The sequence below is a fragment of the Bacilli bacterium genome (assembly GCA_036381315.1).
Classification (GTDB): Bacteria; Bacillota; Bacilli; order Paenibacillales; family KCTC-25726; genus DASVDB01.
Genome location: DASVDB010000006.1, coordinates 1 through 26,562 on the forward strand (window position 1 = coordinate 1; position 26,562 = coordinate 26,562).

General features: G+C 53.2%; 23 protein-coding genes and 1 riboswitch. Of the genes, 19 read left to right on the forward strand and 4 right to left on the reverse strand.

The annotated features are described in order from the left end of the window. The 12 genes from VF260_00400 to VF260_00455 all read left to right on the forward strand — a co-directional run. A partial coding sequence (locus tag VF260_00400) for a zinc-binding dehydrogenase (protein HEX7055643.1) occupies positions 1-590 on the forward strand: 590 nt, incomplete at its 5' end. A gap of 82 nt (positions 591-672) precedes the next feature. After that, on the forward strand, positions 673-1,584 hold the full coding sequence (locus tag VF260_00405; GenBank protein ID HEX7055644.1) for a fumarylacetoacetate hydrolase family protein: 912 nt from the start codon (positions 673-675) through the stop codon (positions 1,582-1,584). A 134-nt stretch (positions 1,585-1,718) separates the two neighbouring features. Further along, positions 1,719-1,912: riboswitch (cobalamin riboswitch) on the forward strand. A 120-nt stretch (positions 1,913-2,032) separates the two neighbouring features. After that, a complete protein-coding gene (locus VF260_00410) occupies positions 2,033-3,031 on the forward strand; it encodes an ABC transporter substrate-binding protein (protein ID HEX7055645.1) in 999 nt (332 codons plus the stop codon). Between the two features lie 48 nt (positions 3,032-3,079). Continuing rightward, positions 3,080-4,138, forward strand: a complete 1,059-nt coding sequence (locus VF260_00415; GenBank protein HEX7055646.1) for an iron ABC transporter permease — start codon at positions 3,080-3,082, stop codon at positions 4,136-4,138. Positions 4,139-4,156: 18 nt separating this feature from the next. Beyond that, entirely contained in the window at positions 4,157-4,930 is a 774-nt protein-coding gene (locus tag VF260_00420) for an ABC transporter ATP-binding protein (protein ID HEX7055647.1), read from the forward strand. A gap of 251 nt (positions 4,931-5,181) precedes the next feature. Next, complete coding sequence (gene cobT, locus VF260_00425; protein ID HEX7055648.1) at positions 5,182-6,252, forward strand: nicotinate-nucleotide--dimethylbenzimidazole phosphoribosyltransferase; 1,071 nt, start codon at positions 5,182-5,184, stop codon at positions 6,250-6,252. A gap of 26 nt (positions 6,253-6,278) precedes the next feature. Then, a complete protein-coding gene (gene cobD / locus VF260_00430; protein HEX7055649.1) occupies positions 6,279-7,379 on the forward strand; it encodes a threonine-phosphate decarboxylase CobD in 1,101 nt (366 codons plus the stop codon). Further along, positions 7,376-7,969 (forward strand): bifunctional adenosylcobinamide kinase/adenosylcobinamide-phosphate guanylyltransferase, encoded by a 594-nt coding sequence (locus tag VF260_00435; GenBank protein ID HEX7055650.1) that lies wholly within the window; start codon positions 7,376-7,378, stop codon positions 7,967-7,969. The genes cobD and VF260_00435 overlap by 4 nt, the downstream gene beginning before the upstream one ends. Next, positions 7,966-8,709, forward strand: coding sequence for an adenosylcobinamide-GDP ribazoletransferase (cobS, locus tag VF260_00440; protein ID HEX7055651.1), 744 nt, complete (start codon positions 7,966-7,968; stop codon positions 8,707-8,709). The genes VF260_00435 and cobS overlap by 4 nt, the downstream gene beginning before the upstream one ends. A 30-nt stretch (positions 8,710-8,739) precedes the next feature. Continuing rightward, entirely contained in the window at positions 8,740-9,456 is a 717-nt protein-coding gene (locus VF260_00445; protein ID HEX7055652.1) for an adenosylcobinamide amidohydrolase, read from the forward strand. Continuing rightward, the gene (gene cbiB, locus VF260_00450) at positions 9,453-10,436 is read left to right on the forward strand and encodes an adenosylcobinamide-phosphate synthase CbiB (GenBank protein ID HEX7055653.1); all 984 of its coding nucleotides are present in this window, start codon (positions 9,453-9,455) and stop codon (positions 10,434-10,436) included. Before VF260_00445 ends, cbiB begins: the two co-directional genes overlap by 4 nt. Further along, on the forward strand, positions 10,437-11,954 hold the full coding sequence (locus VF260_00455; GenBank protein ID HEX7055654.1) for a cobyric acid synthase: 1,518 nt from the start codon (positions 10,437-10,439) through the stop codon (positions 11,952-11,954). Positions 11,955-12,004: 50 nt separating this feature from the next. Here VF260_00455 and VF260_00460 read toward each other — a convergent pair whose 3' ends face one another. The 4 genes from VF260_00460 to nagB all read right to left on the reverse strand — a co-directional run bounded on the left by VF260_00460 (position 12,005) and on the right by nagB (position 18,032). Beyond that, positions 12,005-12,400, reverse strand: a complete 396-nt coding sequence (locus tag VF260_00460; protein HEX7055655.1) for a GtrA family protein — start codon at positions 12,398-12,400, stop codon at positions 12,005-12,007. Further along, complete coding sequence (locus tag VF260_00465) at positions 12,384-13,349, reverse strand: glycosyltransferase family 2 protein (GenBank protein HEX7055656.1); 966 nt, start codon at positions 13,347-13,349, stop codon at positions 12,384-12,386. Before VF260_00465 ends, VF260_00460 begins: the two co-directional genes overlap by 17 nt. A gap of 20 nt (positions 13,350-13,369) precedes the next feature. Continuing rightward, complete coding sequence (locus tag VF260_00470; GenBank protein ID HEX7055657.1) at positions 13,370-17,224, reverse strand: glycosyltransferase family 39 protein; 3,855 nt, start codon at positions 17,222-17,224, stop codon at positions 13,370-13,372. 82 nt (positions 17,225-17,306) lie between these two features. Beyond that, positions 17,307-18,032: a glucosamine-6-phosphate deaminase gene (nagB, locus tag VF260_00475; protein ID HEX7055658.1), complete on the reverse strand. Its 726-nt coding sequence runs from the start codon at positions 18,030-18,032 to the stop codon at positions 17,307-17,309. Between the two features lie 142 nt (positions 18,033-18,174). Here nagB and VF260_00480 point away from each other — a divergent pair, with 142 nt between their 5' ends. The 7 genes from VF260_00480 to VF260_00510 form a co-directional block, all read left to right on the forward strand. Continuing rightward, the gene (locus VF260_00480; protein ID HEX7055659.1) at positions 18,175-18,993 is read left to right on the forward strand and encodes a DeoR/GlpR family DNA-binding transcription regulator; all 819 of its coding nucleotides are present in this window, start codon (positions 18,175-18,177) and stop codon (positions 18,991-18,993) included. Beyond that, on the forward strand, positions 18,971-20,155 hold the full coding sequence (gene nagA, locus VF260_00485; protein HEX7055660.1) for an N-acetylglucosamine-6-phosphate deacetylase: 1,185 nt from the start codon (positions 18,971-18,973) through the stop codon (positions 20,153-20,155). The genes VF260_00480 and nagA overlap by 23 nt, the downstream gene beginning before the upstream one ends. Positions 20,156-20,499: 344 nt before the next feature. Then, positions 20,500-21,867, forward strand: coding sequence for an extracellular solute-binding protein (locus tag VF260_00490; GenBank protein HEX7055661.1), 1,368 nt, complete (start codon positions 20,500-20,502; stop codon positions 21,865-21,867). 156 nt (positions 21,868-22,023) lie between these two features. Next, positions 22,024-22,905: a sugar ABC transporter permease gene (locus tag VF260_00495; GenBank protein ID HEX7055662.1), complete on the forward strand. Its 882-nt coding sequence runs from the start codon at positions 22,024-22,026 to the stop codon at positions 22,903-22,905. Then, positions 22,905-23,735, forward strand: coding sequence for a carbohydrate ABC transporter permease (locus tag VF260_00500; GenBank protein ID HEX7055663.1), 831 nt, complete (start codon positions 22,905-22,907; stop codon positions 23,733-23,735). The genes VF260_00495 and VF260_00500 overlap by 1 nt, the downstream gene beginning before the upstream one ends. A gap of 30 nt (positions 23,736-23,765) precedes the next feature. Further along, positions 23,766-25,601 carry a sensor histidine kinase gene (locus VF260_00505; GenBank protein ID HEX7055664.1) on the forward strand — a complete coding sequence of 612 codons (1,836 nt, stop codon included), beginning with the start codon at positions 23,766-23,768 and terminating at the stop codon, positions 25,599-25,601. After that, positions 25,570-26,562, forward strand: a 993-nt coding sequence (locus VF260_00510) for a response regulator (protein ID HEX7055665.1), incomplete at its 3' end; no start/stop codon positions are given. The genes VF260_00505 and VF260_00510, both read left to right, overlap by 32 nt.

The window sequence follows — 26,562 nt, forward strand, 5'->3', positions numbered from 1 at the left end:
CTTGCGCCGTTCGTATTTGCCGGATGCTTGACTTGCAGCGGCATAACCGTCTGCTGATTGTCGGCGCCGGCCCAATCGGCTTGTTCACACTGCAAGCGGCGCTTATCCTTGGGGTGAGGGAGATCGCCGTCGTTGATCTGAACGCGGACAGGCTGGCTATCGCGCGTAAGATTGGCGCTGTGACGGCGCAGAGCGTGGAGCGGTTGGCGGCTTCGTTTTTGCCGGCCGGCGCGGGGACGGGGCCGCAAGCATTCTTCGACGCAGCTGTCGACGCTGTTGGCAGAACCGCGACGCGAAACCAATGTATTAAGGCGGTACGATTTGGCGGCAAAGTCGTTTTTTCCGGACTTCATGAAGCGGACAGCGCCCTGGCCGTCAATACCGCTATCCGCAATGAGCTGGCGCTGCTTGGTTCGTTCGCCTATGCACGGGAAGACTTTGCGACGGCCCTCATGTGGATCATTGGCAAGCGTGCCAGCTTGATGAACTGGACTGAGACCGCTATGCTTTCGGATGGCGCGCAATGTTTTGAAAATCTGATACGGCAATCCGGGAAAATGGCAAAGATCGTTCTTCGCGTGCAAGCGTAAATTGCTTTTCTTTACGTCCGGAGATTGTTCAGCCCGCTTTGCGCCGGTGTTTTCAAAGAGTCTAAAGGAGGGAGTGGAGCCCATGAAATTATTGCAATTTATAGAAAATGGGAATATCAAACTGGGAATCAAAACAAATCAGGGGATACTGGACGTGGCCATGGCGGCAGATCTGCTTATGCTTTCTTCATATAAAGGGATCGATATTCATGATGTGATTGAAGGCGGAGAAGAACGGCTCGCGCGTTTGGCCGATTTGGCGGAACGGGCATTGTCGCATCCGGAAAGCGCCCGGTTGCTGCTTGACGAGAACGGATTGGAATGGGCGTCGTGCGTCACCCGGCCGGGCAAAATCATCTGCATCGGTCTGAACTACCGGAAGCACGCGCTGGAAACGGGGCAGCCGACGCCGCAATACCCGATCTTGTTTAACAAGTTTAATAATACGCTTCATGCGCATTTAAAGCCGGTTTCGCTGCCCAAAGTATCGGCCAAAGTTGATTATGAAGCGGAACTCGGAGTGGTGATAGGCAAGCGGGCGAAATATTTGGATGCAAAAAACGCTTTGGATTGCGTATTCGGGTATTGCTGCGCCAACGATTTGTCCGCGCGCGATTTGCAATTGCGAACAAGCCAATGGCTGCTTGGCAAATGCTGCGATGGCTTCTCGCCAGTGGGGCCTTATCTTGTCACCTCCGATGAAGTCGGCGATCCGAACCAATTGGCGATTCGCTGCGCCGTAAACGGCGAGATTCGCCAGCAGTCGAACACTGCGGATATGATCTTCTCCGTTGCCGAGATTGTAAGCTACATCTCGCAGCATATGACCCTTTTCCCTGGAGATGTCATTTTCACCGGAACACCTGAAGGCGTGGTGCTGGGATACCCGCCGATGGAACAAGTTTATCTGCAGCCCGGCGATGTCGTTACCGTCGAGATCGAGAAACTGGGCGCGCTCACGAATCGGATGGCGGCAGAGTGTGAAAAAGCTTAGAGAAAATAAGGATAAAATAATCCCGTTCGGCTTAAGCCGGGCGGGATTTGTTCTTGACAAGCCGATATGCCTGGTATAAGGTATTAATAGCCAGCTGGCTGATTGACTGTCCATGGTAAAGTTAATCGAAAATATTACAAGATTCACATTCGGGTCTTTGCCGTGCAAGCGGCAAAGTTAATAGGGAAGTCGGTGCAAGTCCGACGCGGTCCCGCCACTGTAAACGGTTAGTTGTTTTTCACAAATGCCACTGTCCGATTCGGATGGGAAGGCGAAAAACAGCGCTGATCCGTGAGCCAGGAGACCTGCCTGCATGTGTTCAAGCCGGTTTCCTTCGGGTCAAAGGAGAGGCGAGGTCAAGCTAATCGTTGCGCATTGGTTGACGCCTTGATTTCTCTTGGGGAAATCGGGGCGTCATTTCATTTTGATCGGAATTGGAGAGATTTACATGGAACGTTTATGGCAAGTTCGCAAAATGCTGGTCGCCGTCCTGCTTATATTTTCCTTAGCCTTTGCCGCCGCGGGTTGCGGAGCGAAAGACGCCGCAAATAATCCCGCGTCCGAAGCGTCGCCTGCGCCCGCCGCGTCAACCGCCTTGCCGGAAACTGCCGCGCCTGCGCCGGCTTTTCCGGTAACCGTCACCGATTCAACAGGTACGGAAATCAAAATGGAGAGCGCACCGCAGCGGATTGTTTCGATTTTGCCGAGCGCGACGGAAATCGCTTTTTCGCTGGGGCTTGGTGAAAAAATAGTCGGCGTGTCCGATTGGGACAACTATCCGGAAGAAGTAAAAAACATTGAAAAAATCGGCGGGCTGGATGTGAATACCGAAAAGGTCGTCTCGCTGCGCCCCGATCTGATTTTGGCCAACACCTCCAATGGAAAATCGATTGATCATTTGCGCAAGCTCGGTTTAAAAGTTGTCGTGCTGGACGCCGACAATCTGGCGCAAACATTTGATACCATCCGGGCAATCGCCAAATTAACCGGCACTACCGCGGCGGCGGAAGCGGTGATTGGCAAGATGGAGAAACAACGCGACGAAATTGTAAATGCCGTAAAGGACATCCCGAACGATAAGCGGAAAAAAGTGTGGATTGAAGTCGATCCGACGCTTTATACGGCGGGAAAAAATACGTTTCTTAACGAATTGGTCGGGTTGGCCGGAGGAATCAATATAGCGGCGGATGTGTCGGGATGGGCGCAAGTAAACGAGGAAAAAATCATTCAAGCGAATCCGGACGCCATATTTATCACTTACGGCGGATTTATCAAGGATGCCGTGGAGCAAGTCTATAATCGGAAAACCTGGAGCAACGTAAAAGCAATTCAAAACAAACAGGTGTTTATTGTCGACTCGGATATGTCCACGCGCCCGGGGCCGCGGCTCACCGAAGCGTTGAAAATCATCGCCGAAAAATTGTACCCCGAAAAATTCACCAAGTAGCATTCGGCGCAAATCGAGTGTGCCGCAGTCGGACGGGAGCGGATGAACATGAAGCAAACGGCAAGCCATTGGGGAAAAAAGTTGGCGGTATGGTTGCCGATTATTAGCTTGTTGGTGCTGTTGATTGATCTAGTCAGCATATTCATAGGAAGCGCACAATTGTCATTCGCCCTTGTGTGGGACACGATTGTAAGCCGGATTCCGGTATTGCGTCATGTTGCCGCGCTGTCTCCCGGTCAAGCCGTGGAGACGATTATTTGGGAGATTCGCATCCCGCGCGTTCTGCTCGGCATGTTGTGCGGAGCCGCGTTGTCCGCCGCCGGCACGGCGTTTCAGGGAATATTGCGCAACCCGTTGGCCGATCCGTATATTTTGGGCGTTTCGTCGGGTTCTTCGCTCGGTGCGGCATTTGTGATTTTGTTTGGTTTACAGACGAGCGTGCTTGGACAGTGGACACTTCCGCTGGCCGCGTTTGCGACCGGCATTATCACGTTGCTTGTGGTGCTGGCGCTAGCACAGTCGGGGCGCGGCATCCGGGTGGAGACGCTGATTTTGGCGGGCGTCGTCGTGCAAGCTTTTATCGCCGCGCTTTTGTCCTTCATTTTATCTGTGTCCGATTGGAAAATGCAGATGATCATGCTGTGGATGATGGGCAGCCTGACAGCGGCCGATTGGGGTTATGTGGAGATTGTGCTGCCCTACATTGTGATCTGCGTGTTTATCATCTGGATGTATACACAGAAGCTGAATGTTCTTGCGCTAGGCGAAGAATCCGCCTACCATCTCGGCGTGTCGGTCAACCGCACGCGCGTTGTTGTCCTGGTCACCGCCTCGCTCCTGACTGCCGCCGCCGTTTCCGTGTCGGGCACCATCGGCTTTGTGGGGTTGATTATTCCGCATCTTGTCCGCCTGGTGTTCGGCGCTGACCACCGCGTCGTGCTGCCGATTTCGGTCGTGCTGGGCGCCGGTTTTCTGGTGCTGGCGGATACGCTGGCGCGAACGCTGCTGGAGCCGCGCGAACTACCCATCGGCATTTTTACCGCGCTTTTGGGCGCGCCGTTTTTCGGTTATTTGTTGCGGCAAGTTCGTCGCCAATTTTTTTCCTGAGTTGAATGGGGGATCGGCATGATTCGGGTGGAAAACGTATCGTACGGCATCGGAAAACAGACGGTTTTGCGGCATGCTTCATTTCATGTGCAACAAGGGGAATGTTTCGGCATTATCGGTCCCAACGGATCAGGGAAAACAACGCTTTTGAAACTGATTTCCGGAAGATTGCGGCCTGTCTCCGGCGAAATTTATCTGGATGGAAAGCAGGTTTGCGCATTTAAACAAAAAGAACTGGCGAAAAAAGTGGCGATGCTGGCGCAAGAAGCGCTGCCCCCCCACCCGCTGACCGTTTATGACGCGGTCATGATGGGGAGATTTCCCCATTTGGGGTTTTGGAATATGGAGTCGCGGCGGGATATCGCTATTGCAGAGCAAATATTAGAACGTTTGGAACTGATGCCATTTAAACATTCGTACTTGAACGAGTTAAGCGGCGGGGAGCGGCAGCGCGTGGCGATTGCGCGGGCGATGGCGCAACAGCCGGGCATTTTGCTGCTGGACGAGCCGACTACTTATCTGGATATTGGTTTGCAAAAACGCATTTTGGACGCCGTTCAATCGTGGCGGCGCGAAAGCGGGCTTACGGTGCTGATGGTGATTCACGATTTGAACCTGGCGGCCATCTATTGCGACCGGTTGCTTGTAATATCGGGCGGCAAACAGATCATGCTGGGCTCGGCGGATCAGGTCATGCGTGAAGATGTGATCAACCAAGTGTACGGCACGCAAACAAAAGTCGTGCAGCATCCGGTAACCGGCGTCCCGCAGATTTTATTATCCTGCAAATAATCTCATATCGTTCTCTGTTGTCATCAACCGATGATGCCGCGCCAGCGGCATGGGGAGCTAACGATGCGGCTACATGTTAGCACGCGGCGGCGCTTATGTGTTGCATAAGCAGCATGGAGGCGTAACAATGCAACCACGTGCCAACACGCGGCGGCGCTTATGCGCCGCATCAACGGCGTTGGGAGCTTGCGGGCTGTGCAATATTTCCCGGGAAATTGACATCATGATGCAAAGATTAGGAGGTATGCCTGATGCACGATAACTTGCTATCCCGAACGATCGCCAGTGTGAGCAAGCTTGATGCGGAAACGATGCGGCTTGCCCGCAAGCGGCTTGACAGTTTAACGAAACCGCAAGGCAGTTTGGGTAAATTGGAGCGAATGGTGGAGCGGCTTGCCGGCATCACCGGCCATGTTTGCCCGGAATTTGCCGATAAGCGGGTGATTATATTTGCCGCGGATCATGGCGTGGCAAAAGAGGGCGTGTCCGCATTTCCGCAGGAAGTGACCGCGCAAATGGTGCAAAATTTTTTAACCGGCAAAGCGGCGGTCAATTGTTTTGCGGCAACGGCGAAAGCTGCCGTCGTTTGCGTAGATGTCGGCGTGGCCGCCGATCTCTCCCGGGCGAAAGGGCTTGTAAGCCGCAAAATCGCCTATGGCACGGGCAATATGGCGCTGGAGCAGGCAATGTCGAAGGCGCAGACGATACAGGCGCTGGAAGCCGGCATAGAAGTCGCAACGGAGCAAATTGCCGCGGGCGCCCGGTTGCTGGCAACGGGAGAAATGGGCATCGGCAATACGACGGCCAGTTCGGCGGTTCTCGCCGCATTGGCGGGATGCTCCGCGGAAGACGTTGTGGGGAAGGGCACCGGCATTGCCGAGTCGCGTGTGCGGCATAAAGTCGCGGTAATTGAGCGGGCGCTCGCGTTGCATCGGCCGGATGCCGACAACCCGCTCGAGGTGCTGGAAAAAGTCGGCGGGCTGGAAATCGCCGCGATCGCCGGATTCGTGCTGGGCTGTGCGGCGCAGCGCGTACCCGTCGTTATCGACGGGTTTATCTCGACCGTCGCGGCGCTTTGTGCCACCCGGCTTTGCCCGCTTGCGGCAAACTATTTGCTGGCGTCGCATTTGTCGGAAGAGCCCGGACACCGGCTGGCCTTGAACATGATGGGCCTTAAGCCCGGGCTGCATATGGATATGCGGCTTGGCGAAGGAACGGGCGCCGTGCTGATGTTTCCGCTTATCGACGCCGCATGCCATATGATGCAACACATGGCGACATTCGCTGAAGCTTCAGTTGCGGAAAGATGCGAAAATAGCTGATGCGCAGGCATATGGAGGAAGCGTACATGGGACAAATGGAGCGATACGGCCACGGCGGCGACTTGTTGACCGCGCAAGAGATTTTTGCCATGCCGGTAGAGGCGTTTTGCGATTTCAGCGCAAACATCAATCCGCTCGGTCCGCCGCAATCTGTAATTGCCGCGCTGCAAAGCGGCTTGCGGGAAATATCCGCATACCCGGATCCGGCGCACCGTCAATTGCGGTCGGGTTTGGCCGGGCGGCTCGGGGTTTCGCCGGAGCAACTGTTGATTGGCAACGGCGCGGCCGAATGCATGGCGCTTGCGCTGCTCGCGTTCGCTCCGCGCAAAGTCGGCGTGCTGGCGCCCAGTTTTTTGGAATATGCCCGGTTTTCGGAACGTTATGGCGCCAAAGTGCAGATGCTGCACGTTGCCGAGGAAGCCGGTTTTTTGCCTGATGAACTGCATTGCGAGCGGTGGATGAAGGCCAACGATCTCGTCTTTGTCGGCCATCCGAACAATCCGACGGGAACGCCGCTGCCGACGCGGTTGCTGGTGAAACTGGCGCAATGGAGCGAAGAATTTGGAACAATCGTTATCGTGGACGAAGCATTCATTGATTTTATCCCGCCGGAAAAAAGGTTTACGCTGCTGTCCATGCTCGATCAATATCCCCGCGTGGTGCTGATTCGCTCCATGACAAAATTTTACGCGATTCCCGGGCTCAGGCTTGGGTTTGCCGTCGCCGCTCCGTCCCTGATCGCGGCAATGCGGGCGAAGCAGGTCACATGGAGCGTCAATGCGCTCTCGCTGCGCGCCGGATTGGCCTGTTTGGAAGTTGCGGAATACGAGCGCAAGACGTTGGCGTTAATCGAAACGGAACGCAGTTTTTTGACGGAACGGCTTGCCTTGGGGTTTGCCTTTAGCGTATTCCCGTCGGCGGCAAATTTTTTGCTTGTCCGCTTGCCGGCTGGATTAACGGCGGAAACCATGCAGCGAAAACTCGGGGAAAAAGGCGTGCTGATCCGCAATTGCGCCATGTACCCCGGGCTTACCGAACGCGATATGCGGATCGCGGTGAAAACGCGCGCGGACAATGAGCGACTATTACGCGCAATCGATTTGTGTACAAACGAGGTGGCCAAATGAGCGTTGTCTTCATAACAGGCGGGGTCCGGTCGGGGAAAAGCGAGTTTGCCGAACAATGGATATCCGCGCGGCAAGAAAGCCGGGTGAGAACGGGCGCAAGCCGGGAAAAACAGCCGGCGGCACCCGACGCATCCGTTTTGTACATAGCCACGTCAATCGCAGCGGATGAAGAGATGGCGCGGCGAATTGCCGAACATCGGCTAAGAAGGCCGGCGAGCTGGCAGACTTGTGAATGCCCGTACGCCCTTCCGGATATGGCGGCCTTAAGCGGGCATTCGTTTGTTTTGCTGGAATGCCTCTCCGGTTGGGTTTCCAACCGGCTGATTCAAGCGGAGCAATCCGGCGCGGCCGGCCTTAAGCGGGCGCGATCCGCAGTGCTCGATGAATGGGCAAAATGGCTCGCGGCCGGCAAAGCGGCAAGCGCGCAAATCGCCATTGTTTCCAATGAAGTCGGCCTGGGCGGCGTGGCGTTGTATCCGCTGGGCAGGGCGTTTCAGGATTGTCTGGGCGAAGCGAACAAGCTTGCCGCCGCCGCAGCGGATGAAGTCTATGCCGTCATTTCCGGTATTCCCTGGAGGCTAAAAGGATGAGGACGTTCTTTCAGGCGCTTGCCTTTCTGACGCGGATTCCGGTGCCCGCGCGCCTGGCCGCGGGCGGAAATTGGGGACGCACTCCCGGCGTTTATGCCGTGGTGGGGCTTGTCATCGGTTTGTTGGTATGGGGCGCCGCCGCGTTATTTTTGGGGCTTTTCACCCCGATTACCGCGAGCGTGCTGACGGTTGCTTTCTGGGTACTTTTGACGGGCGGGTTGCACCTGGACGGCTGGATTGATCTGGCCGACGCGTTGGGCAGCGGCAGGCCGCGCGAAAAAATGCGGGAAATTTTAAAAGACAGCCGAACGGGCGCGATGGGGGTAATCGCCGCCGTTCTTTTGCTAATGGTAAAAGCCGCGTTCGTTTATGATATTTTGTCGGCTAACAGGCCGATAGCGCTTGTTTTGCCGGCCGTTTTTGCCCGTTCCGCGCTGCCTGCGGCCATGCTGCTGTTTCCTTGCATTTCCGCGGACGGACTTGCGGCAAGCTTGCAAACGAGCGTGAAAGCAAAAGATGCGGCGGTTGGCTTGCTGTTTGCGGCGGTTGCCGGATTTGCCGCGCACCGCGCCGCGGGCGTTGTCTCGTTTGTTTCGTCGGCGCTTGCCGGATATTGGTTTGCCCGGCGGGTGTCCGGGAAATTGGGCGGTTTGAACGGCGACGGCTACGGGGCGCTGGTGGAATGGACGGAGACGGTTGCGTTGGCCGCGCTGCTTTTATCATGGAGATGGCTTGGATGATGCGAATGATGAAGAAAGGGGTTAATCCATATGGCGCAGCCTTTTTTGGCGGCAACGGATGTGTGCTTTAAGCCGTGGGATTGGCTATCTGTTGCCTGCTATCGGGACTATATCGCAATCTGTTCGGAGTTTCCCCTGTACACGATCAGCAGCGCAATTTTTGGCGGCGGCGCGGGAGAGCGGCGCATTTTTACCAACTGGCGGGTGCCGCTTCACTATCGTTGCGACCAACCCGCTGCGGATGCGGAATCATTCCTTAAGCGGCGCGGGTTGGACACCGCCGTGTCTGTCGCGATGCTGACGGCTGCCGATTTGCGCCTGGCATCGGTACGCGAAATCATTGCGGAGCAATTTCGGTTGTTCTGCTGCGTGACAGCGGGAACCAGCAATGCGGTCCGGACGGACAACCGCTTGCCGGCGTTTGCCGAAACGCAGCCGGGGACGATCAACTGCCTGTTGATGATCGACGCCAGGGTTGCCGAACCGGCGCTTATCAACGCGGTCGTGACCGCGACCGAAGCCAAATGCGCGGCGCTGCAGGATCTGAACGTAACGGACGGGCACGGACGTACGGCGACCGGCACGTCAACCGACGCGATAGCGGTCGCGTGCAGCCAACGGTCCGCATTCGCGCAAACGCATTTATATGCGGGGCCGGCTTCGCTTTTGGGCAATGCCGTCGGAAAGGTTGTCTACGAAGCGGTGTATGAAGCGGTTTCGGCGTATAAGGAGAAAAAGACGCCATGAGCGGAGCGGCCGCTCTTGTGCTGGCGTATGTGTTGGATCGGATCATCGGCGATCCGCGCGGCGTGTTGCATCCGGTCGTCGTAATGGGTTGGTGCGCGGCAAAGCTGGAACGCCTGCTGCGCGAAGTCGCGCGTTCGCCGCACAGCCTGAAAATCGCGGGCGTGTTGCTGCCGGTTGGTTTGGTCGGCGGGAGCTTTTTTACCGCGAAGTTGGTTCTGTATGCCGCGGGCCTTCTGCATCCGGCCGCCGCATTTGCCGCAAACGCGTGGCTCATCTCGACGACGATCGCGACCAAAGGCCTGGCGGATGCCGGCATGCAGGTTTGCCGGTTGCTGCGGGCAGGGGATGTCAAAAAGGCGCGCGAATCGCTCGCCATGATCGTCGGCAGGGACACGGAGCATTTGGATACGCCGGAAATATGCCGCGGGGCGGTCGAAACGATCGCGGAAAATATCGTTGACGCCATCGTTGCGCCGCTTGTATTCGCGGCGATTGGCGGCGCGCCGTTGGCTTTGGCGTACCGGGCGGCGAATACGCTTGATTCCATGGTCGGCTATAAAAACGCGAAATACCGTCATTTCGGTTGGGCGTCGGCCCGTTTGGACGATATCGCCAACTTTATCCCGGCCAGAATTTCCGCGTTATTTGTAGTCGCCGCGGCGAAATTGCTGAAGATGCGGGCGCGCGGCGCGTGGCGGATCATCCGCCGGGACGCCCGCAAGCATCCAAGCCCGAACAGCGGGTTTCCGGAAGCCGGTGTTGCCGGGGCGCTGGGCGTAAGGCTGGGCGGAACGAATGTATATCAGGGGGTGCCGTCGTTTCGCGCTTATCTGGGGGATTGCGAGCGGGAACTCGCGCCGGACGATATTGCGCGGACTGTCCGCCTGATGAAAACCGTCTCCGTTCTGTTTATCGCCGTTTGCTCGGGAACGGTTTTATTGCTGGAAAGTTTGCGCGCTTGTGCGAAGGAGTTGTTTTGATTGGCAAAAGCGCAACCGATCATGTTGCAAGGCACCGCCTCCGATGTGGGGAAAAGCGTGCTCGCTGCCGCGTTCTGCCGCATTTTTGCGCAGCAGGGATACAAAACGGCGCCGTTTAAAGCACAAAACATGGCGCTGAACAGTTATGTTACATGGGACGGCAAAGAAATCGGCAGAGCGCAGGGGCTGCAGGCGGAAGCGGCGGGAATTCCGGCAAGCGCGGATATGAATCCGATTTTGCTGAAGCCGGCCCGCGATCACGAGGCGCAGGTTATCGTGCAGGGAACTTCCCGGGGCAACCGGAGCGCGGGCGGCTACCGCCGGGATTTTTTCCACGAAGCGTTCGCGGCGATCCGGGAGTCGTACGGGCGGCTTGCCGCATCATATGAGCGGATCGTCATCGAGGGGGCGGGAAGCCCGGCGGAAATCAATTTGCAGGACCGCGAGCTCGCCAATATGCGAATTGCGCGCATGGCCAACGCTCCGGTCATCTTAATCGGCGATATCGATAAAGGCGGCGTGTTCGCTTCGCTTGTCGGCACGCTGCAGCTTTTGGCGCCGGAGGACCGAAAGCGGGTGATCGGCGTCATCATCAATAAATTTCGCGGCGATTTTTCCTTGCTCAAGCCGGGGCTTGACTGGTTTGCCAACTATACGGGCAAGCCGGTATTGGGCGTCATTCCTTATCTGAACAGCCCGCTGTTTGACGCCGAAGATTCGCTTGCGCTGGCATCGTGGCGGATGGCGCGGGAACAAACGGACGTCCAATCCGCGGCAAAGCCGCTGGACGTTGCTGTTATCGCCTATCCGCGCATGGCGAACTTTACCGACGCCGAGCCGTTTTTGGCCGAGCCGGATTGCCGCGTCCGGCTGGTGCGGGAGGCCGCCGAACTGGGCGTTCCGGATATGGTGATATTGCCGGGAACGAAAAACACGATCGAAGATTTGCAATATGTGAAAACAAAGCGCCTGGCCGCGGCCATTGTTGCTCTTGCGCAAAACAGTAGCACGCTGATCGTCGGCATTTGCGGCGGCTACCAGATGCTGGGGCGGCTGATTCGCGATCCTTACGGCGTTGAGAGTCCCTGCGCGGAAGAGCAAGGCATCGGATTGCTGCCTGTGGAAACCGAACTGGCAAAAGAAAAAACAGTCGCCAGAATCAAGGCGACCGCGATTTGGCGCGGTGAAGCGCATGCCGTGGCGGGCTACGAAATCCATATGGGAAAAACCAAGCGGCTGTCCCAAGCGGAAGATCTTTTGCGGGATACCGGAGGCGACCCGGGCATCCGCAGCAGTACATCAAATGTAATCGGAACGTATATGCATGATTTTTTTCATAACGACTCGCTGCGCTGCCGCATCCTCAATGACCTGCGCGCGAACAAAGGATTGCCCGCGGCAAACTGCGTCGCCTTCACCGCTTTGCGGCAGTCCCGTCTGGATCAGTTGGCCAATTGCGTCCGCCAAAACGTGGATTTGGCATACATCGAACAAGCGATGGCGCAATTCTCGGAATAGCGGCATTTTCCATGCCTGCCGCCGCACCGGCCGGGGGAAGATTTGCCCCGTCAACGTTTGGAAAATACGAGTTTTTTGTAACCGGCGTAGTTGATCACCATGGTAAACCCGGTAACGAGAATTTTACTTATCGAAACCGGCCATCCCAGGAGAGAAATGAACAGATGCAAAACGATCAGCGACAAGCCGAGAGAAGTCACATTTACGCCGACGAACAAAAGGATTTGTTTCGCGGAAATTTGTTCGTTGTGCTTGAACGTCCATGATTTATTCAGCAAAAAGCTGTTGACAAGCCCCCCCGTGTAGGAACAGGCTTGCGCGACGCCCGGAGTTACGCCTAACTTGTTTAACAGAAAAAACAGCGCGAAATCGACCAGCGTGTTCAAAATCCCGACGACATTGAATTTGATAAACCGTTTTAGCGAAACACTACCGGCGATCCGCATAATCCCGGTCTCCGTCCGTGAAACCCGTTTTCTGTTTGATCACAAAAAGCGGCCGGCGTTTTGTTTCTTCGTAAATGCGGCCGATATATTCGCCCATGACGCCTAGCAGGATCAGCGTAATGCCGTTGAACAGCAGATTGACGGCCACGATGGATGCCCAGCCGGGCTGCGCGTATGCCGTGAACAGTTTTTCATAGACGACGATGAGCAGATAGAGAAAGCTTGCGGCAGACAGCAAAAATCCGAGATAGGCGGCCAATTTGAGCGGTTTGTAGGAAAAGGAAGTAATGCCGTCAAGCGCGAATTTCAGCATTTTTTTAAACGGATATTTCGTTTCGCCCGCGAAGCGCTTGTCGCGTTCATATTCGACCGCAATCTGCTTGAACCCGACCCAACTGACGAGTCCGCGAATAAAGCGGCTTTGCTCCTGCAAATGATTCAGTTCGTCGACCACTTTCCGATCCATCAGGCGGAAGTCTCCGGTATCCACCGGTATGTCGACGCTGGTCATCGACTTTAACACGCGGTAAAAAAGCGCCGCGGTCGCTTTTTTAAACAACGTCTCGCCTTTGCGTTTGATGCGCTTGCCGTATACTACGTCGTAACCTTCCCGCCACTTTTTAATCATTGGCAAAATCATTTCCGGGGGATCTTGCAAATCGGCGTCGATAATGACGACCGCTTGTCCGGACGCAAATTGCAAACCGGCGGTAACCGCCGCGGAATGCCCGAAATTTCGCGAAAATTCCAACAATCGAAGCCTGCTGTCGGTTGCGCAAAGATCGCGGATGATGTCGGCAGACCGGTCGCGGCTGCCGTCGTTCACAAATACAATTTCATACTCTTCTCCCGTTTGCGCCATGACCTCGGTAAGGCGCCGATACGTTTCGCGGATGCATTCTTCTTCGTTATAAACCGGCACCACTATGGAAAATCGGGTTGCAGCCATTTTTTTCACCCCATTTAGGCTCAAGAATGGAAATACCATTGCGGGAACCAGCGCAAAAATGTGTCAATATAGGATTTTTCCACAACCATGCCCGATAAAATCGGATAAAACATGGCAAACAAGAGCACCGTCAAAGCGGCATAGCTCCACGTGACCATTCCCGCCAAGCGTTGATTGACGGCGCGTTCCCGGTATTCTTTGATCATATACACAATGCTCAGGACAAGAAACGGAACCGACGCGAAAAAGTGGTAAATAAACGTTAATCGCGGAACGCCAACCCAGGGCAAGTATTGGGAGGCCAAACCGATCGCGATGAAAAACGCAAGTTTATCCCGCTTGCGCAAGCCGACCATCAACATCAGCAGAAAGGCGGCCGATCCCGTCCACCAAACGGCGGGGTTGCCCATCGAGACGATGCTGGAAGCCTTATCGGGAGGCAGCCCTTTGCCGTCGTAATACCAGATCGGCTTCACAATGGTCGGCCATTCGTACCATGGCGAACTGAACGGATGCGTCGCGTGCAAATTTTTATGGTATTCGTACATGTCTTTTTGCGCTTTCACCACATCGCTTATGCCATGGTTAGGCCCCGGCACCATCATAAACGGGATATAGGAGGCGGTGTAGATGGCCAAAGGCGCCAATACGAATGTCAGCAAGCACCATAACAGCGTTTTGATGGTGTTTTTCGGGAACGTTTTGACGATTCGCGTTAAATGCGCCGTTTTTTGCTCGGAAAATTTGCCGGTTTGCATAAGCGTTCCGGCTAGCGCGTATTCCCGGTAGCGCTGGTAGAGGGAGGCGAACAACAGCACCGCCAAGCCTGCGCCGGCATAGATGCCGATCCATTTGCTGGCTGCGCCCAGTCCGAAGCTCAGCCCCGAAAGCGCAAGCGGAATCAAGGTTTTTCCCAGCCCGTCGCGGTAAAAGCTCATGGAAATATAGCGGTACATAAACAGGTACATGCAAATGATGAAGAATACGCCGTAAACGTCAATTGTCGCGATGCGCGTCTGGGCGAAATGCATAAAGTCGAACGTGAACAATAATGAAGTAAGAAAGGCATAATCGGTTCGCTTGAACAGGCGTTTGCCGAAAACATACATGATCGGGACCATCGCGACGCCGAACAGCGTGCCGATGATCCGCCAGCCGAATCCGTTCAGGCCGAACAGCGCGATGCCGATCGCGATGAATATTTTTCCGAGCGGCGGGTGCGTCGTTTCGTAAGGCTGGACGCGGTGCAAATGCTCCCAGGCGGTGCGGGCGTGATAGATTTCGTCAAAATAGGAACTGTTCATGTAAGTGGCTTGCCGCGGAATCGTGTCCTGCTCGTCGAACAGCGCGAGCGGGCTTTCGCCGTTTCCGCCGCTTCCGCCGGTTACGTCGGTTTCGCCGGGGTTCACCGCTTTGATCGGCAACGGCTTCGTGGCTTTATCGGCAAAAATGCCGATTTCATGCAAGTAGCCGCCCGTTTTCGTCACGCTAAAGCGCAAATAGCGGGCCTTAGCTTGCAGCGGCGTTACGACCCAGGCAAACACGTTTTGGTAGGTCTGATTGATTTCGCCCGCTTTGCTCCATGTTTTTCCGTCAACAGATTGGTCCACGCTGTATCCCGCTTCGCCGACGCCGCCGAACCATTGCAATTTGCCGATCTGCCGCGTTTGCCCGAGATCGACGGTAAAGCTTTCGCCGACATTTAGCGGATGCCAGTACGTTTGCGGGTCTTTCAGCGAGCCTAGATGATACAGGGCGATCGCGCCATACAGGATGGTCAGCGCGGCAAGCAGCAGCCAATCGATCCGTTTCAGCCGCGCCGCATCGTCTTTGGCGCTCTCCTCTGGTCCAACCGGCTCCATGGCGGCCGTTATGCTGTCCGGCATGTTTTCTGGCGGGGCGAAATGGCGCCGTCGCGCCGTATTGGCGTCTTTCGCGGCGGCGGCTTTTTTATCGTCCGCGAACGCGAATTGCCTGATCCGTTTTTTCACGTAGATGTCCCAGGCGGCTTTTACCGCCCAGCCGGTCAGGGCAAGATTGGCCAGCGAAACCGCAATCAGCGAGAAATTGTGCGGCGGCAGAAAATAGGTCCGGTCAAGGCTGGCGCGCAAAACGGCTGTTACGTTGATAAAATGCGTGAGCGAAAAACCGCCCAGCAAGTACAGGATGCGCTTGTCCCGCAAATACAGAAAACTGAGCGCGGCAAACGGAATAACCATATAGTTGTAGCGCTCATGCATTCCGGTTTTCAGCATGAACACAAGCGCGGCAATGATGAATCCGAGAAAATAATAAGTGCCCGGCGGATTGTTTTTCCAAAACAAATAGAAAACGAAAATCACGATGGCAAGCGTGAAGATTAGTCCCCATATGCTGTACGGGACGCCCAGAAACTTGAGCGAATCCGCCGCGCCGTTGTCGGAGATGAGCGCGTAAAGATTAGGCGCGTTGAGCGTGGTCAACGGATATGACAACAGCATGGCGCGATAATGTTCGTACAAAAACGGCAGCGGTTTGTTGACAACAAACGGCAGCGCCCCGAGGATGAAAGCCGCGATGCCGGATGCCGCCGCTTTTGCCCAGCCCGGCGGATTTTTGGCGCGGATTAAGGCAAACAGGATGAGCGGCGCAAACATCAAAGCCTGCGGTTTCATTAGAAGCGCGGCGGCAAATGCGACTGCGGCAACCGCGGTTCTGCCGCGGGTAAGCTCGTACGCCATCCAGACGACAAATAATGCGAAAACGGAGTCCATTTGCCCCCACAGCGTGGAATTCAGGAAAACGCCCGGATTGAATGCCGCCAATGCCGCCAGCGCGAGCGCGGCGGTCTCGCCGGCTACGCGTTTGCCAATGCGGTAAATGATCGCGGCCATGAGCATATCGCCAAGTATGGCCGGCAGTTTGACGAGGATAATATGCGCCGCCGACGCATATTTTAGCGCGAAAGCATGCTGCAAAAAGCCAACAATATACAACACGTACATGTAGCCGGGCGGATAGTCCGTAAACACGCCTTCTTCGTAGAAGTTTGCAAGGCCCGTCGAAAAAGCGCGGGAAGCCCAGGCGGCAAAGTCCGCGAAATCGATCGGATGCCCTTGCATGCTGGGAGCCGCCAGAATGCGGGCGACAAATGCCGCGCCAAACAGCAGAAACAATGCCGTGTTGCGCCGAATCGCCGGTTTGGCGGTTTTGAGCAATCTGATCAGATAGAGAAAAAACAGCGCAAAGACGATGCCGTATAACACCATCAGCCATGTAAAGGCCGGATGACGGGCGGAACCGCCGCCGGCGGTTGTCTCGTAAAACGGCACGGCGCTTTTTCCCGGCGGAACTTCCGCAAGTTCCTCCACAGTCACATCGTCAAAATACGCGACGCCCGTGTTCAAATTGCCGTAACCGCCAAGGCGGACCGCGATCTGCAAGGTTTTCTGGTCTTTTCCGGTTTTGCCGATCAATTCAAGATATTGCCATTCGGTTTGCGTTCCTTTAATGTCGTTGGAATTGGCCACGACGCCGAGGACGGAAATATTGGCGCCGATCGCTTGCGTGCCGATGTTTTCGCCTTTTGCCCAGCAGGACAGGCGGTATACGGTGTTCGGTTTGGTTTGAATGGTCTGCACAAATTTGGAGTCGTTTGCCTGAAGGTTTTCAATTTTGACATAATGGTTGCCGGTGTGGCCCGCCGCGTTGATTAATGCGAAATTTGTCGCCGCGGGGTCTTGCAAATAATTGTCCTGCGCCCACATCGCCGGTACGCCGTTTGTGTCCGTCTCAAATCCGGCGTTTTGCACGATGTTTTCCGCTGCGGACGCTGTTAAGGGAATGGACAGCAAACAGAGCAACAAGAGGAGCAGGACTTTTTTTCGGATCGTCATTCTCCCACCTTCCTGTTAAAAGTAATGTCAAGATATTACTAATAATAGATGATAGATGGGATTTTGTGAATCTTTTTTGTAATCAGATGTATTGCCCCGCCGCTTTATCCAGCAAAACGACGACGTTGGCGTGGGTTTGCAAGAGTGAGGCCGGGCATTGGGTAGTGACGGGTCCGGTCAGTGCGCGACGGACGATTTCGGCTTTATCCTGGCCGCGGGCGATTAGCATAATCGTTTTTGCCCGTAAAATGGAGCCTACGCCCATCGTAATGGCATGGGTAGGAACTTCAGCGGGCGAAGAAAAGAAACGGGCGTTTGCCGCGCGCGTATTTTCCGCCAATTTCACGATATGCGTTTCACTCGCTAGCGTGTCGCTCGGCTCGTTGAATCCGATATGGCCGTTATGGCCCAATCCCAAAAGCTGCAGATCGATCTGTCCGGCAGCCTGCAGCAGTTTTTCGTAGCGGGCGCACTCCGCCTCGGGGTTTGCGGCGTTGCCGTCCGGGATATGCATCCGGTCTTTTGGCAGATTGATATGCCTGAATAAATGTTCGTTCATATACGACCGGTAGCTTTGCGGATGGTTTGCGGATAGTCCGATGTATTCGTCCAGATTGAATGTTGTCGCCTTGTCAAATGAAATCATGCCTTTGCGGTAAAGTTTGACCAGTTCCGCATAGATGCCGAGCGGCGTGCTTCCGGTCGCCAGGCCAAGAACGGCGGCGGGTTTTGCCTGCAGCAAACTGGCGAACATGCCTGCGCCCGCCTGGTTCAAATCTGCTTCGGAATGAAATTTCATAATATTCATTTTTGCGCGCTCCCTTTTTATTCTGTGATTATTATGATAAAACAAATGATCGAAAACGTCAAAATAATGATTTAAAACATCATTTATCTAGGAAAATGTTGCGGATAATAGTATAATAGTGACATTGAAAGAGGTGACCGCCATGGCCGCACAAGGACTCTCCAAAGGGGAGAAGCGCCGCGACCAAATTCTGGCGCTGTTAAAAAGCGGCGGAAAAGTTTCCGTGCAAGAAATCATGGACCGTTTTTCCGTATCGGAAGCGACGGCGCGCAGGGATTTGGACGAGCTTGCGCGCTCCGGAGGCGTGATCCGCACAATCGGCGGAGCTTTGTTCGAAGGCTTTTCCCTGTCTCGCGAACCTTCGTTCAACGAACGCAAGAAACGCCTGTGGGCGGAAAAAGCAGCGATCGCCGATCTGGCGGCAACATTCGTGCAAACAGGCGATGTCGTCGGATTGACCGGCGGCACGACAACTTTTCTGATTGCCAGGGCGTTGCAAGCGATGCAGGGCATAACCGTGGTCACAAACTCGGTGAACGTCGCTTATTCGCTGGCGGAAAACGACGGTATACAGGTGGTTGTAACAGGCGGAGTCATGCGCGGCAAAAGCTATGAATTGTGCGGTCCGCTGGCCGAAACGATTGTCGGGCAACTGCATATAAGCAAAATGTTCGTCGGCCTTGACGGCATATCGAAAGAACAGGGGTTGACCACCTACTCCGAGCAGGAAGCGCAAATCGCCCGCTTGATGATCGGCCGTTCCTTAAAGACTTATTCCGTGTTTGACCATTCCAAGGCTAACCGCGCCTCGCTGTTTACGATCGTGCCGCTTGCAAATATTGATGCGTGCATTACGGATGCGCAGGTTGACGGCGGTTTTGCCGCAAGTTTGCAAGATTTGGGAATCGAACTTCATATTGCGAAAGGAAATGATCGCGATGGGCAAGATGTTGTTTTATAACGCCAACGTTTATGTTCCGGGCGGCAAAGTATTGGACGGCGGCGCCGTTTTCGTGCAAGACGGAAAAATCGCCCGGGTTTTCCGCGCGGCTGCGGATATACCGGCGGGTTTAAAAACAGGCGATTCCGTTGATGTCGGCGGCAACCGTTTGGTTCCGGGATTCATTGATGTCCATGTGCATGGCGGCGGCGGGTTTGACGTGATGAGCGGAGATCCCGGCGATATTGCCGGCATGAGCATTTTCCACGCGGCAAAAGGCACGACTTCCTTCCTGGCCACCACGCTTACGGATTCCCGGGAAAAGATCGAAAAAGCGGTGGCGGCAACAGTAAAAGCGATGGAAGCGGGAACTCCCGGCGCCGAACCGGCGGGTATCCACCTGGAGGGACCGTTCCTGAACGCCGAGCGGTGCGGGGCGCAGGATCCAAAGTATATCCGCGGCGGAACCATTGCGGAGCTTGACGGATACATGCGTCTGGCAAAAGGAAACGTGCGCTTGATCACGATTGCTCCGGAACAGGAAGGAAATATGGAGGTTGTCCGCTATGCCGCCAAAGCGGGCATTACCGTGTCCATCGGCCATTCGGACGCGAATTTGGCAACGGTGAGGGAGGCAATTGCCGCAGGAGCGACGCATGTCACGCATTTGTTCAACGGGATGCGCGGCATTCATCACCGTGAACCGGGGACGGCGGGAGCGGCGCTGATGTTTGATGAGTTGGCGGTCGAACTGATTTGCGACGGCATTCATGTTCATAAAGACCTTGTATCCTATGTGTACCGGGTGAAGCCCGCGGACAAAATCGTGCTGATAACCGATTGTGTGCAAGCCGCAGGCCAGCCGGACGGAGAATACCGTTTGGCCGATTTGCCGGTTATTTTAAAAGACGGCCAGGTGCGTTTGAAAAACGCCGACGGCTCGGCGGGGAATTTGGCCGGAAGCAGCCTGACATTGGATAAGGCGCTGCAAAATGCCAGGTCGTACACGAATAAGTCCCTGGCCGAAGTTTTGCCTTCCTTGACGATCAACCCGGCGCGGCAAATCGGCCTTGACCGCCGCAAAGGCTCCATCGAGCAGGGCAAGGACGCCGATCTCGTCATATTGGATGACGGCCTGCATGTCCTGGCAACTTATGTAAAGGGGAAAAAAGTGTTTGGCTGAAGCGCGCGCGTCCGCTTCCGCCGGAAACTCGCTCCGTCAGCAAGCAAGCATTATATCGGCATATTTGCCGTTATAGGCGCTCTTTGCAAAAGCTGATTGATGGCAATCTAAACGCGCAACAGATGCTTGCGGAAATCCAAAAAGCCCGGGAAAAAAATCAGGGCAACAGATTCACAGTCCGAAAGCCCCTTTGTTTTATGGGAAAGGGGCTATTTTTTATATAGCCAAATGGAAAAAGTAGAGAATTTTATCCCTGTTTTATCGGAATATGAACCTGTTGGCTTCCAAATGAGCCCACTATAATGAAATTGCAAGAAAAAAATGATGTTTTTAGGAGGGTCAAAATGAAAAGAAGTTTGGTACTTCTGCTTGCTCTTGCCACATTGGTTTCTGTAGTGCTCGCAGGTTGCGGAGACAAGTCGGCAACTACCGGCGATGAAAGCCCGCCTGTGCCTTCCGAAAGCGAAGCGCCGTCGCCATCGGCGGAAAAAGTCGAACCGTTTACGATTACGCTTCGCCATATTCAAATCGGTGAACCCCAGAAATTCCGTTTGGCGATGCTGAAAGATGTTGTTGCCAAAACCGAAGCCGAAGTTGCGGGCTTGAAGATCGAACTGGACGGCGTGGAAGACCAGGTTAACCGATTCACGAAACTCCCCGCGGAAATGGCTGCCGGCAACCCGCCGCAAATTTTTGACTTGTTCGGCGGCGAAGCTGACGCCAAGAAATACGCTAAAGCCGGAAGATTGCTTGAATTAACGCCGATTCTTGAAGAACTCGGGATTAAAGATCAATTCCTCGACCTCTCGCAATTTACGGTAGACGGCAAAATTTACGGATTGCCGATCGGCGGCAGCACGGAAGGATTCTTTTATAACAAACCGTTGTTTGAAAAATATGGCTTGAAAGTTCCGACGACTTGGGACGAACTGGAAAACATATTGGCAACGTTGAAGGAAAACAACGTTACGCCGATGGCCGCGGCCTCCAAGGCGGCTTGGGTGCCGATTATGACAATGAACTCCCTGTACGCCAGATTTGCCGGCCCAGACTTTATACAAGGATTGGTCGACGGCTCGCTGAAATGGACAGATCCGACCATGTTGGCGGCAGCTTCCAAGTTTGAAGAATGGGAAAAGAAAGGATACTTTACGAAGGGCGAACTGGGTCTGGAATACAACGACATCCGTTCGCAGCTAATCACCGGGAAAGCCGCTCTGATGTTTGACGGCAGCTGGGCATCCTCCGTATTTAAGGATCCGGCTCAAGCCGGCGATATGGTTGGCAAGATTGGTTTCTTCGCACTTCCTCCCGCACCGAATGGTGTCGGTGAGCAAGCGTCTGTTAACGGTAACTTCAGTAACGGTTATGGCTTCAAAGCTGACCTGAACGACAACGAACTGAAAGCAGTTAAATCATTCATCAAGAATTTGTATAACCAGGAAATGCAAGTGCGCGGCTTGCTTGAAGACGGTGTGCTGCCGTCGATGAAGATGCCGTCTGAAGCATATGCCGACAAGGTGACGGATCAGTTGCTGAAAGAGATAATGGCTACCATGAGCAGTGCGAAGCAGGCATATCCGGTTTACGATGCGTTCGTTCCATCGAATGTATATTCGGAAACGGAAAAAGCAATCCAAAAACTGATTGGCGGCAAAGCGACCGCTCAACAAATGTTGCAGGAAATTCAGGATGTAGTTGACGGAAAATGACCCGGATAGTGCATAATCCGTGAATGAGTCCCATCATAGAGGTATCGCTCGCCCATGTGGGGGCGGTACCTCTATCAACTTGTATGCAGGATGCAAGAGAAGCGGGCAATTACGCAATTCAACCGCACTTAGCCCGATGCATAAGGAGGGCCTGCTGTGAACAAGGCGATGCGCAATCCACTAGTGTACATTCTATTTGTGTTGCCGGCCATTATATTGTATTTCATGTTTTTTATTTATCCGTTTGTTACATCCGGTTACTATAGCTTTTTCGACTGGGACGGGCTGCAAGCCCCGAAATATATCGGCTTCCAAAATTTTATCAGGCTGTTTCATGACGAAGATTTTCGGCTGGCGACCATAAACAATCTGTACTTTATTCTTTTCTCCGTCTTTATTCAGGTGCCGCTAATTGTTTTTTTTTCGCTTCTGATCAGTAGTGTCAAGAAGTTTCAGAGCTTTTACAAGACGACGGTTTTTATGCCGTCCGTCATATCGACTTCGGTAATCGGTATTCTGTGGGGGTTTATTTACCATCCGGATATGGGCTTGTTAAATAACTTTTTGGGGCTTTTCGGCATTGGGAAAATTTATTGGCTGTCGGATTTGAAGACGGCTCTCTTGTCCGTCCTGATAACGAATGCGTGGCAATGGATGGGCTTTTATATTGTGCTTATACTCGCGGCTATTTTAGCGATCCCCAAAGAACTAAGCGAAGCGGCGGCGATAGATGGCGCCAACGGTTTCCAAAAGGCGACAAAAATTACAGTTCCGTTGATTATGCCGGTTATTTCCGTAGTAATCATGCTTTCGATTGCCGGGGCAATGCGCGTTGTGGATATTATTCTCGTGATGACGAACGGCGGCCCGGCGGGAGCAACAGACGTGATGGCTTCCTATATGGTTACGAAGGCGATCAATTTTGGCATGTATGGTTATGGCAATGCAATTGCCATTGTTATTTTTGTATTTGCCATGGTCCTGACAGCCCTTTATCAGATTCTGATTGCCAGGAAGATCGAAAGGAATGAGTTCTGATGCCACGTGCTCTGAAAAAAGGGATCCCGCATGTAACATTGTGGATCTATGTCATCGTCGTGTTGTACCCGTTCGTATTCGTGCTGTTCTCATCCCTGAAGGAAAGCAACCAGGCGATTGTGGCGGATCCGTGGGGGTTTCCGCAGCATTTTCGCTGGTCCAACTATGTGGATACATGGATAAAAGGGAAAATCAGCATCTTCTTCTTTAACAGTTTGTATCTGGCATTTTTCGCCGCCGTTACCGGAGTCATCATTGCCGCAATGATGGCATTTGCCATTACGCGCATGCGCTATAAGTCAATCAGCGGGTTTTTGTACCAATTTATTCTGATCGGCATGTTGATTCCCGGAAATGTGCTGTTTATTGCCCAATATATCATGTTATCCAAGATCGGAATTTTAAACACGCATTGGGCTTTGTATTTGCCTTATACCGCGGGGGCAGTGCCAATCAGCGTGCTTTTGATCGCGGCGTTTATGAAGTCGATTCCGTCGGAACTGGAAGAAGCCGCCGTTGTCGATGGATTGAGCGCACAGGGAATGTTTGTTAAAATTATTTTGCCGATAACCATTCCGGCCCTTGTCACCGTATTTATTGTCAATTTTTTGGGCAATTGGAACGAATATCTGCTGGCAAACTTCTTTTTAAGCAAAGAAAACTTACGGACATTGCCGACGGGAATGGTCGGTTTTCGCGATAAATTTCAGACCAATTATGCAGAGGTGTGCGCCGGAATTGTTTACAGCGTGCTCCCGGTCATGATCATCTACGGATTTTTGCAGGAAAAAATCATAGAAGGTTTAACGGCGGGAAGCGTGAAAGGATAACCATAAAATGCAGCATGGAGTGATGAGTCGATGAATCTGCGGCTTAAATTGCTGATAGCCTTTTTATCTCTTATCATCATTCCATTGCTGCTGCTTGTTTTAGCCGCGTATTTGATTTTAACCGAAAAAATTGAAGAAAAATATTCGCAGCAAGCAGAACTGACGTTGAAAGCGCTTAGCCAAAGCACCGATTTCATATTCCGCGAAATGGACCGGGTAACGGATAGCACCATTGCCAGTTCGGCGATTCAGGATATTTTGAAAATGCCGGCATACCAAAGCAAAGATTTGCAACATATCGATTATTTCAGCATCAATCAAATTCAGCAAAATTTCCGCGAACTTCTGGTCAACCATCCGTCGGTCAGTAACGCCTTTATGTACACACTGAACAACCAGGGGTTGATCCGGATTTATGCCAAAGAATCATTCCACGTACTGGATTTTGCCACCTTGGAAAAGCACCCCGTATACAAAGCGGCGCTTGCCCGGGACGGATTGCCCAAATGGGTTGGTCCGTATGAATACCCCGAGTTAACCGGCGCCGATCCCATATTTACACAAATCCGCATGGTCAAAGATGTTGATTTTCTGCAAAATAAAGGCGTTTTGGTCGTCCAGGTGAAAAGCTCGGGGCTCGACAATATATTCCGCGCTTTTTGGAACACGGCACAAACGCATAATACCCGCTTTTATCTGATTAATGAAAATGGGTTGATTTTTTTCGACAGCACCTATGAAAAGCGCGGCAAAAATATTTCTTCCTTTATCGACGGAAAGATCAAATTCGGCAGCGGCTATCAAAGTGTCAGGCATAAATTCGCGGGAACGGAAAGTATTATTTCCAGCATCGGAATCGGCCGGGAAAACTGGCGGGTTGTATCTGTCACAAGTTGGGGAGCATTGACGAATGAAGTGGCGAGAGTTGTAAAATGGTTGGGAGCCATTGCGGCATTTTGCCTGTTTGCGGCTTTATTGTTCAATCTGTTGATATTAAACCGGATTATTGGCTCGATTATCATGATCGTCAGGCATATGCGGCGCGTTGAAGACGGCGAAATGTGGGTTCGCGTCGAGGAAAAAGGCAAAGATGAAGTGTTTATGCTAACGCGAGGATACAACCGCCTCATGAGCCGCATTCATTTTTTGTTTGAGCAAATCAAGCTGGAGCAGCAGCATAAGATTCGTGCGGAAATGCAATTGCTGCAGGCGCAGATCAAACCGCATTTTCTGTTTAATACGCTGGAGTCGATCAATGTGCTGGCCGTGCAAAATCAAGGCCGGAAGGTAAGCCAGATGGTGCAAAGATTGGGCAATATTTTGCGGATCAGTTTTGCGGACAAGGAGATCGTTGCAATCCGTGAAGAGATTGAACATTTGCGCAGCTACCTGGAGATTCAAAAGTACCGTTTTGAAGAATTGTTTGAATTTTCGATTTCCGTTCCGGAAGATTTGCTGGAATGCGAAATATTAAAGCTCACCTTGCAGCCGTTGGTGGAAAATAGCATCCAGCACGGTTTTGACGGTATCGATTATGTCGGAAAAATTTCCATTACGGCTTTTGCGTGCGGCGGCAAAATCATTTTTGAAATAGCCGATAACGGAATCGGCATGGATAGCGACATATTGGCCCAATTTCAATACAACCTTAGAGAGCAGAAAAACGAGGTTGTGGATGACAAAAATAAGGAAAGAAGAGGTCTCGGCGTAAATAACGTCGCCGACCGGATCCGCATTCATTACGGCAAGGAATACGGCATATGGATTTGCAGCGAGGCAGGCAACGGAACCACAATCCGATGTGTCATTCCGAATTCGCAGTGGGGTGAGGCAAATGAGACTGCGGGCGCTTTTGGCAGACGATGAAATCAACATTTTGAAAAATTTAAGCCAAGTGATACCGTGGAATGATATGGACATCGAAATATGCGCCCTGGCAAAAAACGGCCAGGAGGCGTTGGAAGCGGCGAAACAGCATTTTCCGGATATTATTTTATGCGATATACGAATGCCCGTTATGGATGGCATTTCGTTTATCGAGCACGTGCGGGAATTGGGTATGCCATGTGAAGTATTGCTGCTAACCGGTTACCAGGATTTTGAATACGCCCGATCCGCGATCCGTTTAAACGTGAAAGATTATGTTCTCAAACCGATTGATTATGAAGGCTTGCAAGCGAATATCGCCCAAATTGCCCGAACGCTCCGGGAAAACCGCAAGCATCATAATGAAGCGAAGAAAAACTGGGGTAAGATGCTGACGCTTGCTTACGAAAAAATCCTGTTTGACGTGCTCATGGATTATTCGGCTGTACCCGACAGCCATATAACGGAAACGGTGGAAATTCGATTCGATGAATTGGCTTACATTATGTTTTTGTTGGATATTGAGGAGTATTCGCTCAAGTCGTTGGAGTGGTCGGAAAAAGAACGCAAACTGTGGAACTTTGCCGTGCGCAATGTCATTCAGGAAGCGCTGCAGGAATATAGGATCAAATATGCCGTCGTGCAAATGCGGGAAGGGGAATGGTGCGTCCTCGTCGAACAGATGAAAGATTCGCCCGATCCGGATCCTGGTGTGACGGAGAAATGGGCAAAAACACTGTTTGAGGCGGTGGCGCAAAATGTCAAACTGGGAATTACGATCGGCGTATATCCGGGTAAAGTGCCTTTTTCCGAATTGTCGCGGGCATATCGGCAAGTGCTGAGAGAGGTGCATTTGTCTTCACAGAATAGCAATATCGTATTGGCGCAAAAGGAACGCCCGGATAAGGATGTGCCGGATTCGCTATGGAGTTTGGTTGAAGAGATATTATCGGGTCTGAAA

Coding starts and splice junctions, on each gene's coding strand:
- VF260_00405 (HEX7055644.1), top strand. CDS start 673: ATGAAATTATTGCAATTTATAGAAAATGGGAATATCAAACTGGGAATC.
- VF260_00410 (HEX7055645.1), top strand. CDS start 2,033: ATGGAACGTTTATGGCAAGTTCGCAAAATGCTGGTCGCCGTCCTGCTT.
- VF260_00415 (HEX7055646.1), top strand. CDS start 3,080: ATGAAGCAAACGGCAAGCCATTGGGGAAAAAAGTTGGCGGTATGGTTG.
- VF260_00420 (HEX7055647.1), top strand. CDS start 4,157: ATGATTCGGGTGGAAAACGTATCGTACGGCATCGGAAAACAGACGGTT.
- cobT (HEX7055648.1), top strand. CDS start 5,182: ATGCACGATAACTTGCTATCCCGAACGATCGCCAGTGTGAGCAAGCTT.
- cobD (HEX7055649.1), top strand. CDS start 6,279: ATGGGACAAATGGAGCGATACGGCCACGGCGGCGACTTGTTGACCGCG.
- VF260_00435 (HEX7055650.1), top strand. CDS start 7,376: ATGAGCGTTGTCTTCATAACAGGCGGGGTCCGGTCGGGGAAAAGCGAG.
- cobS (HEX7055651.1), top strand. CDS start 7,966: ATGAGGACGTTCTTTCAGGCGCTTGCCTTTCTGACGCGGATTCCGGTG.
- VF260_00445 (HEX7055652.1), top strand. CDS start 8,740: ATGGCGCAGCCTTTTTTGGCGGCAACGGATGTGTGCTTTAAGCCGTGG.
- cbiB (HEX7055653.1), top strand. CDS start 9,453: ATGAGCGGAGCGGCCGCTCTTGTGCTGGCGTATGTGTTGGATCGGATC.
- VF260_00460 (HEX7055655.1), bottom strand. CDS start 12,400: ATGCGGATCGCCGGTAGTGTTTCGCTAAAACGGTTTATCAAATTCAAT.
- VF260_00465 (HEX7055656.1), bottom strand. CDS start 13,349: ATGGCTGCAACCCGATTTTCCATAGTGGTGCCGGTTTATAACGAAGAA.
- VF260_00470 (HEX7055657.1), bottom strand. CDS start 17,224: ATGACGATCCGAAAAAAAGTCCTGCTCCTCTTGTTGCTCTGTTTGCTG.
- nagB (HEX7055658.1), bottom strand. CDS start 18,032: ATGAATATTATGAAATTTCATTCCGAAGCAGATTTGAACCAGGCGGGC.
- VF260_00480 (HEX7055659.1), top strand. CDS start 18,175: ATGGCCGCACAAGGACTCTCCAAAGGGGAGAAGCGCCGCGACCAAATT.
- nagA (HEX7055660.1), top strand. CDS start 18,971: ATGGGCAAGATGTTGTTTTATAACGCCAACGTTTATGTTCCGGGCGGC.
- VF260_00490 (HEX7055661.1), top strand. CDS start 20,500: ATGAAAAGAAGTTTGGTACTTCTGCTTGCTCTTGCCACATTGGTTTCT.
- VF260_00500 (HEX7055663.1), top strand. CDS start 22,905: ATGCCACGTGCTCTGAAAAAAGGGATCCCGCATGTAACATTGTGGATC.
- VF260_00505 (HEX7055664.1), top strand. CDS start 23,766: ATGAATCTGCGGCTTAAATTGCTGATAGCCTTTTTATCTCTTATCATC.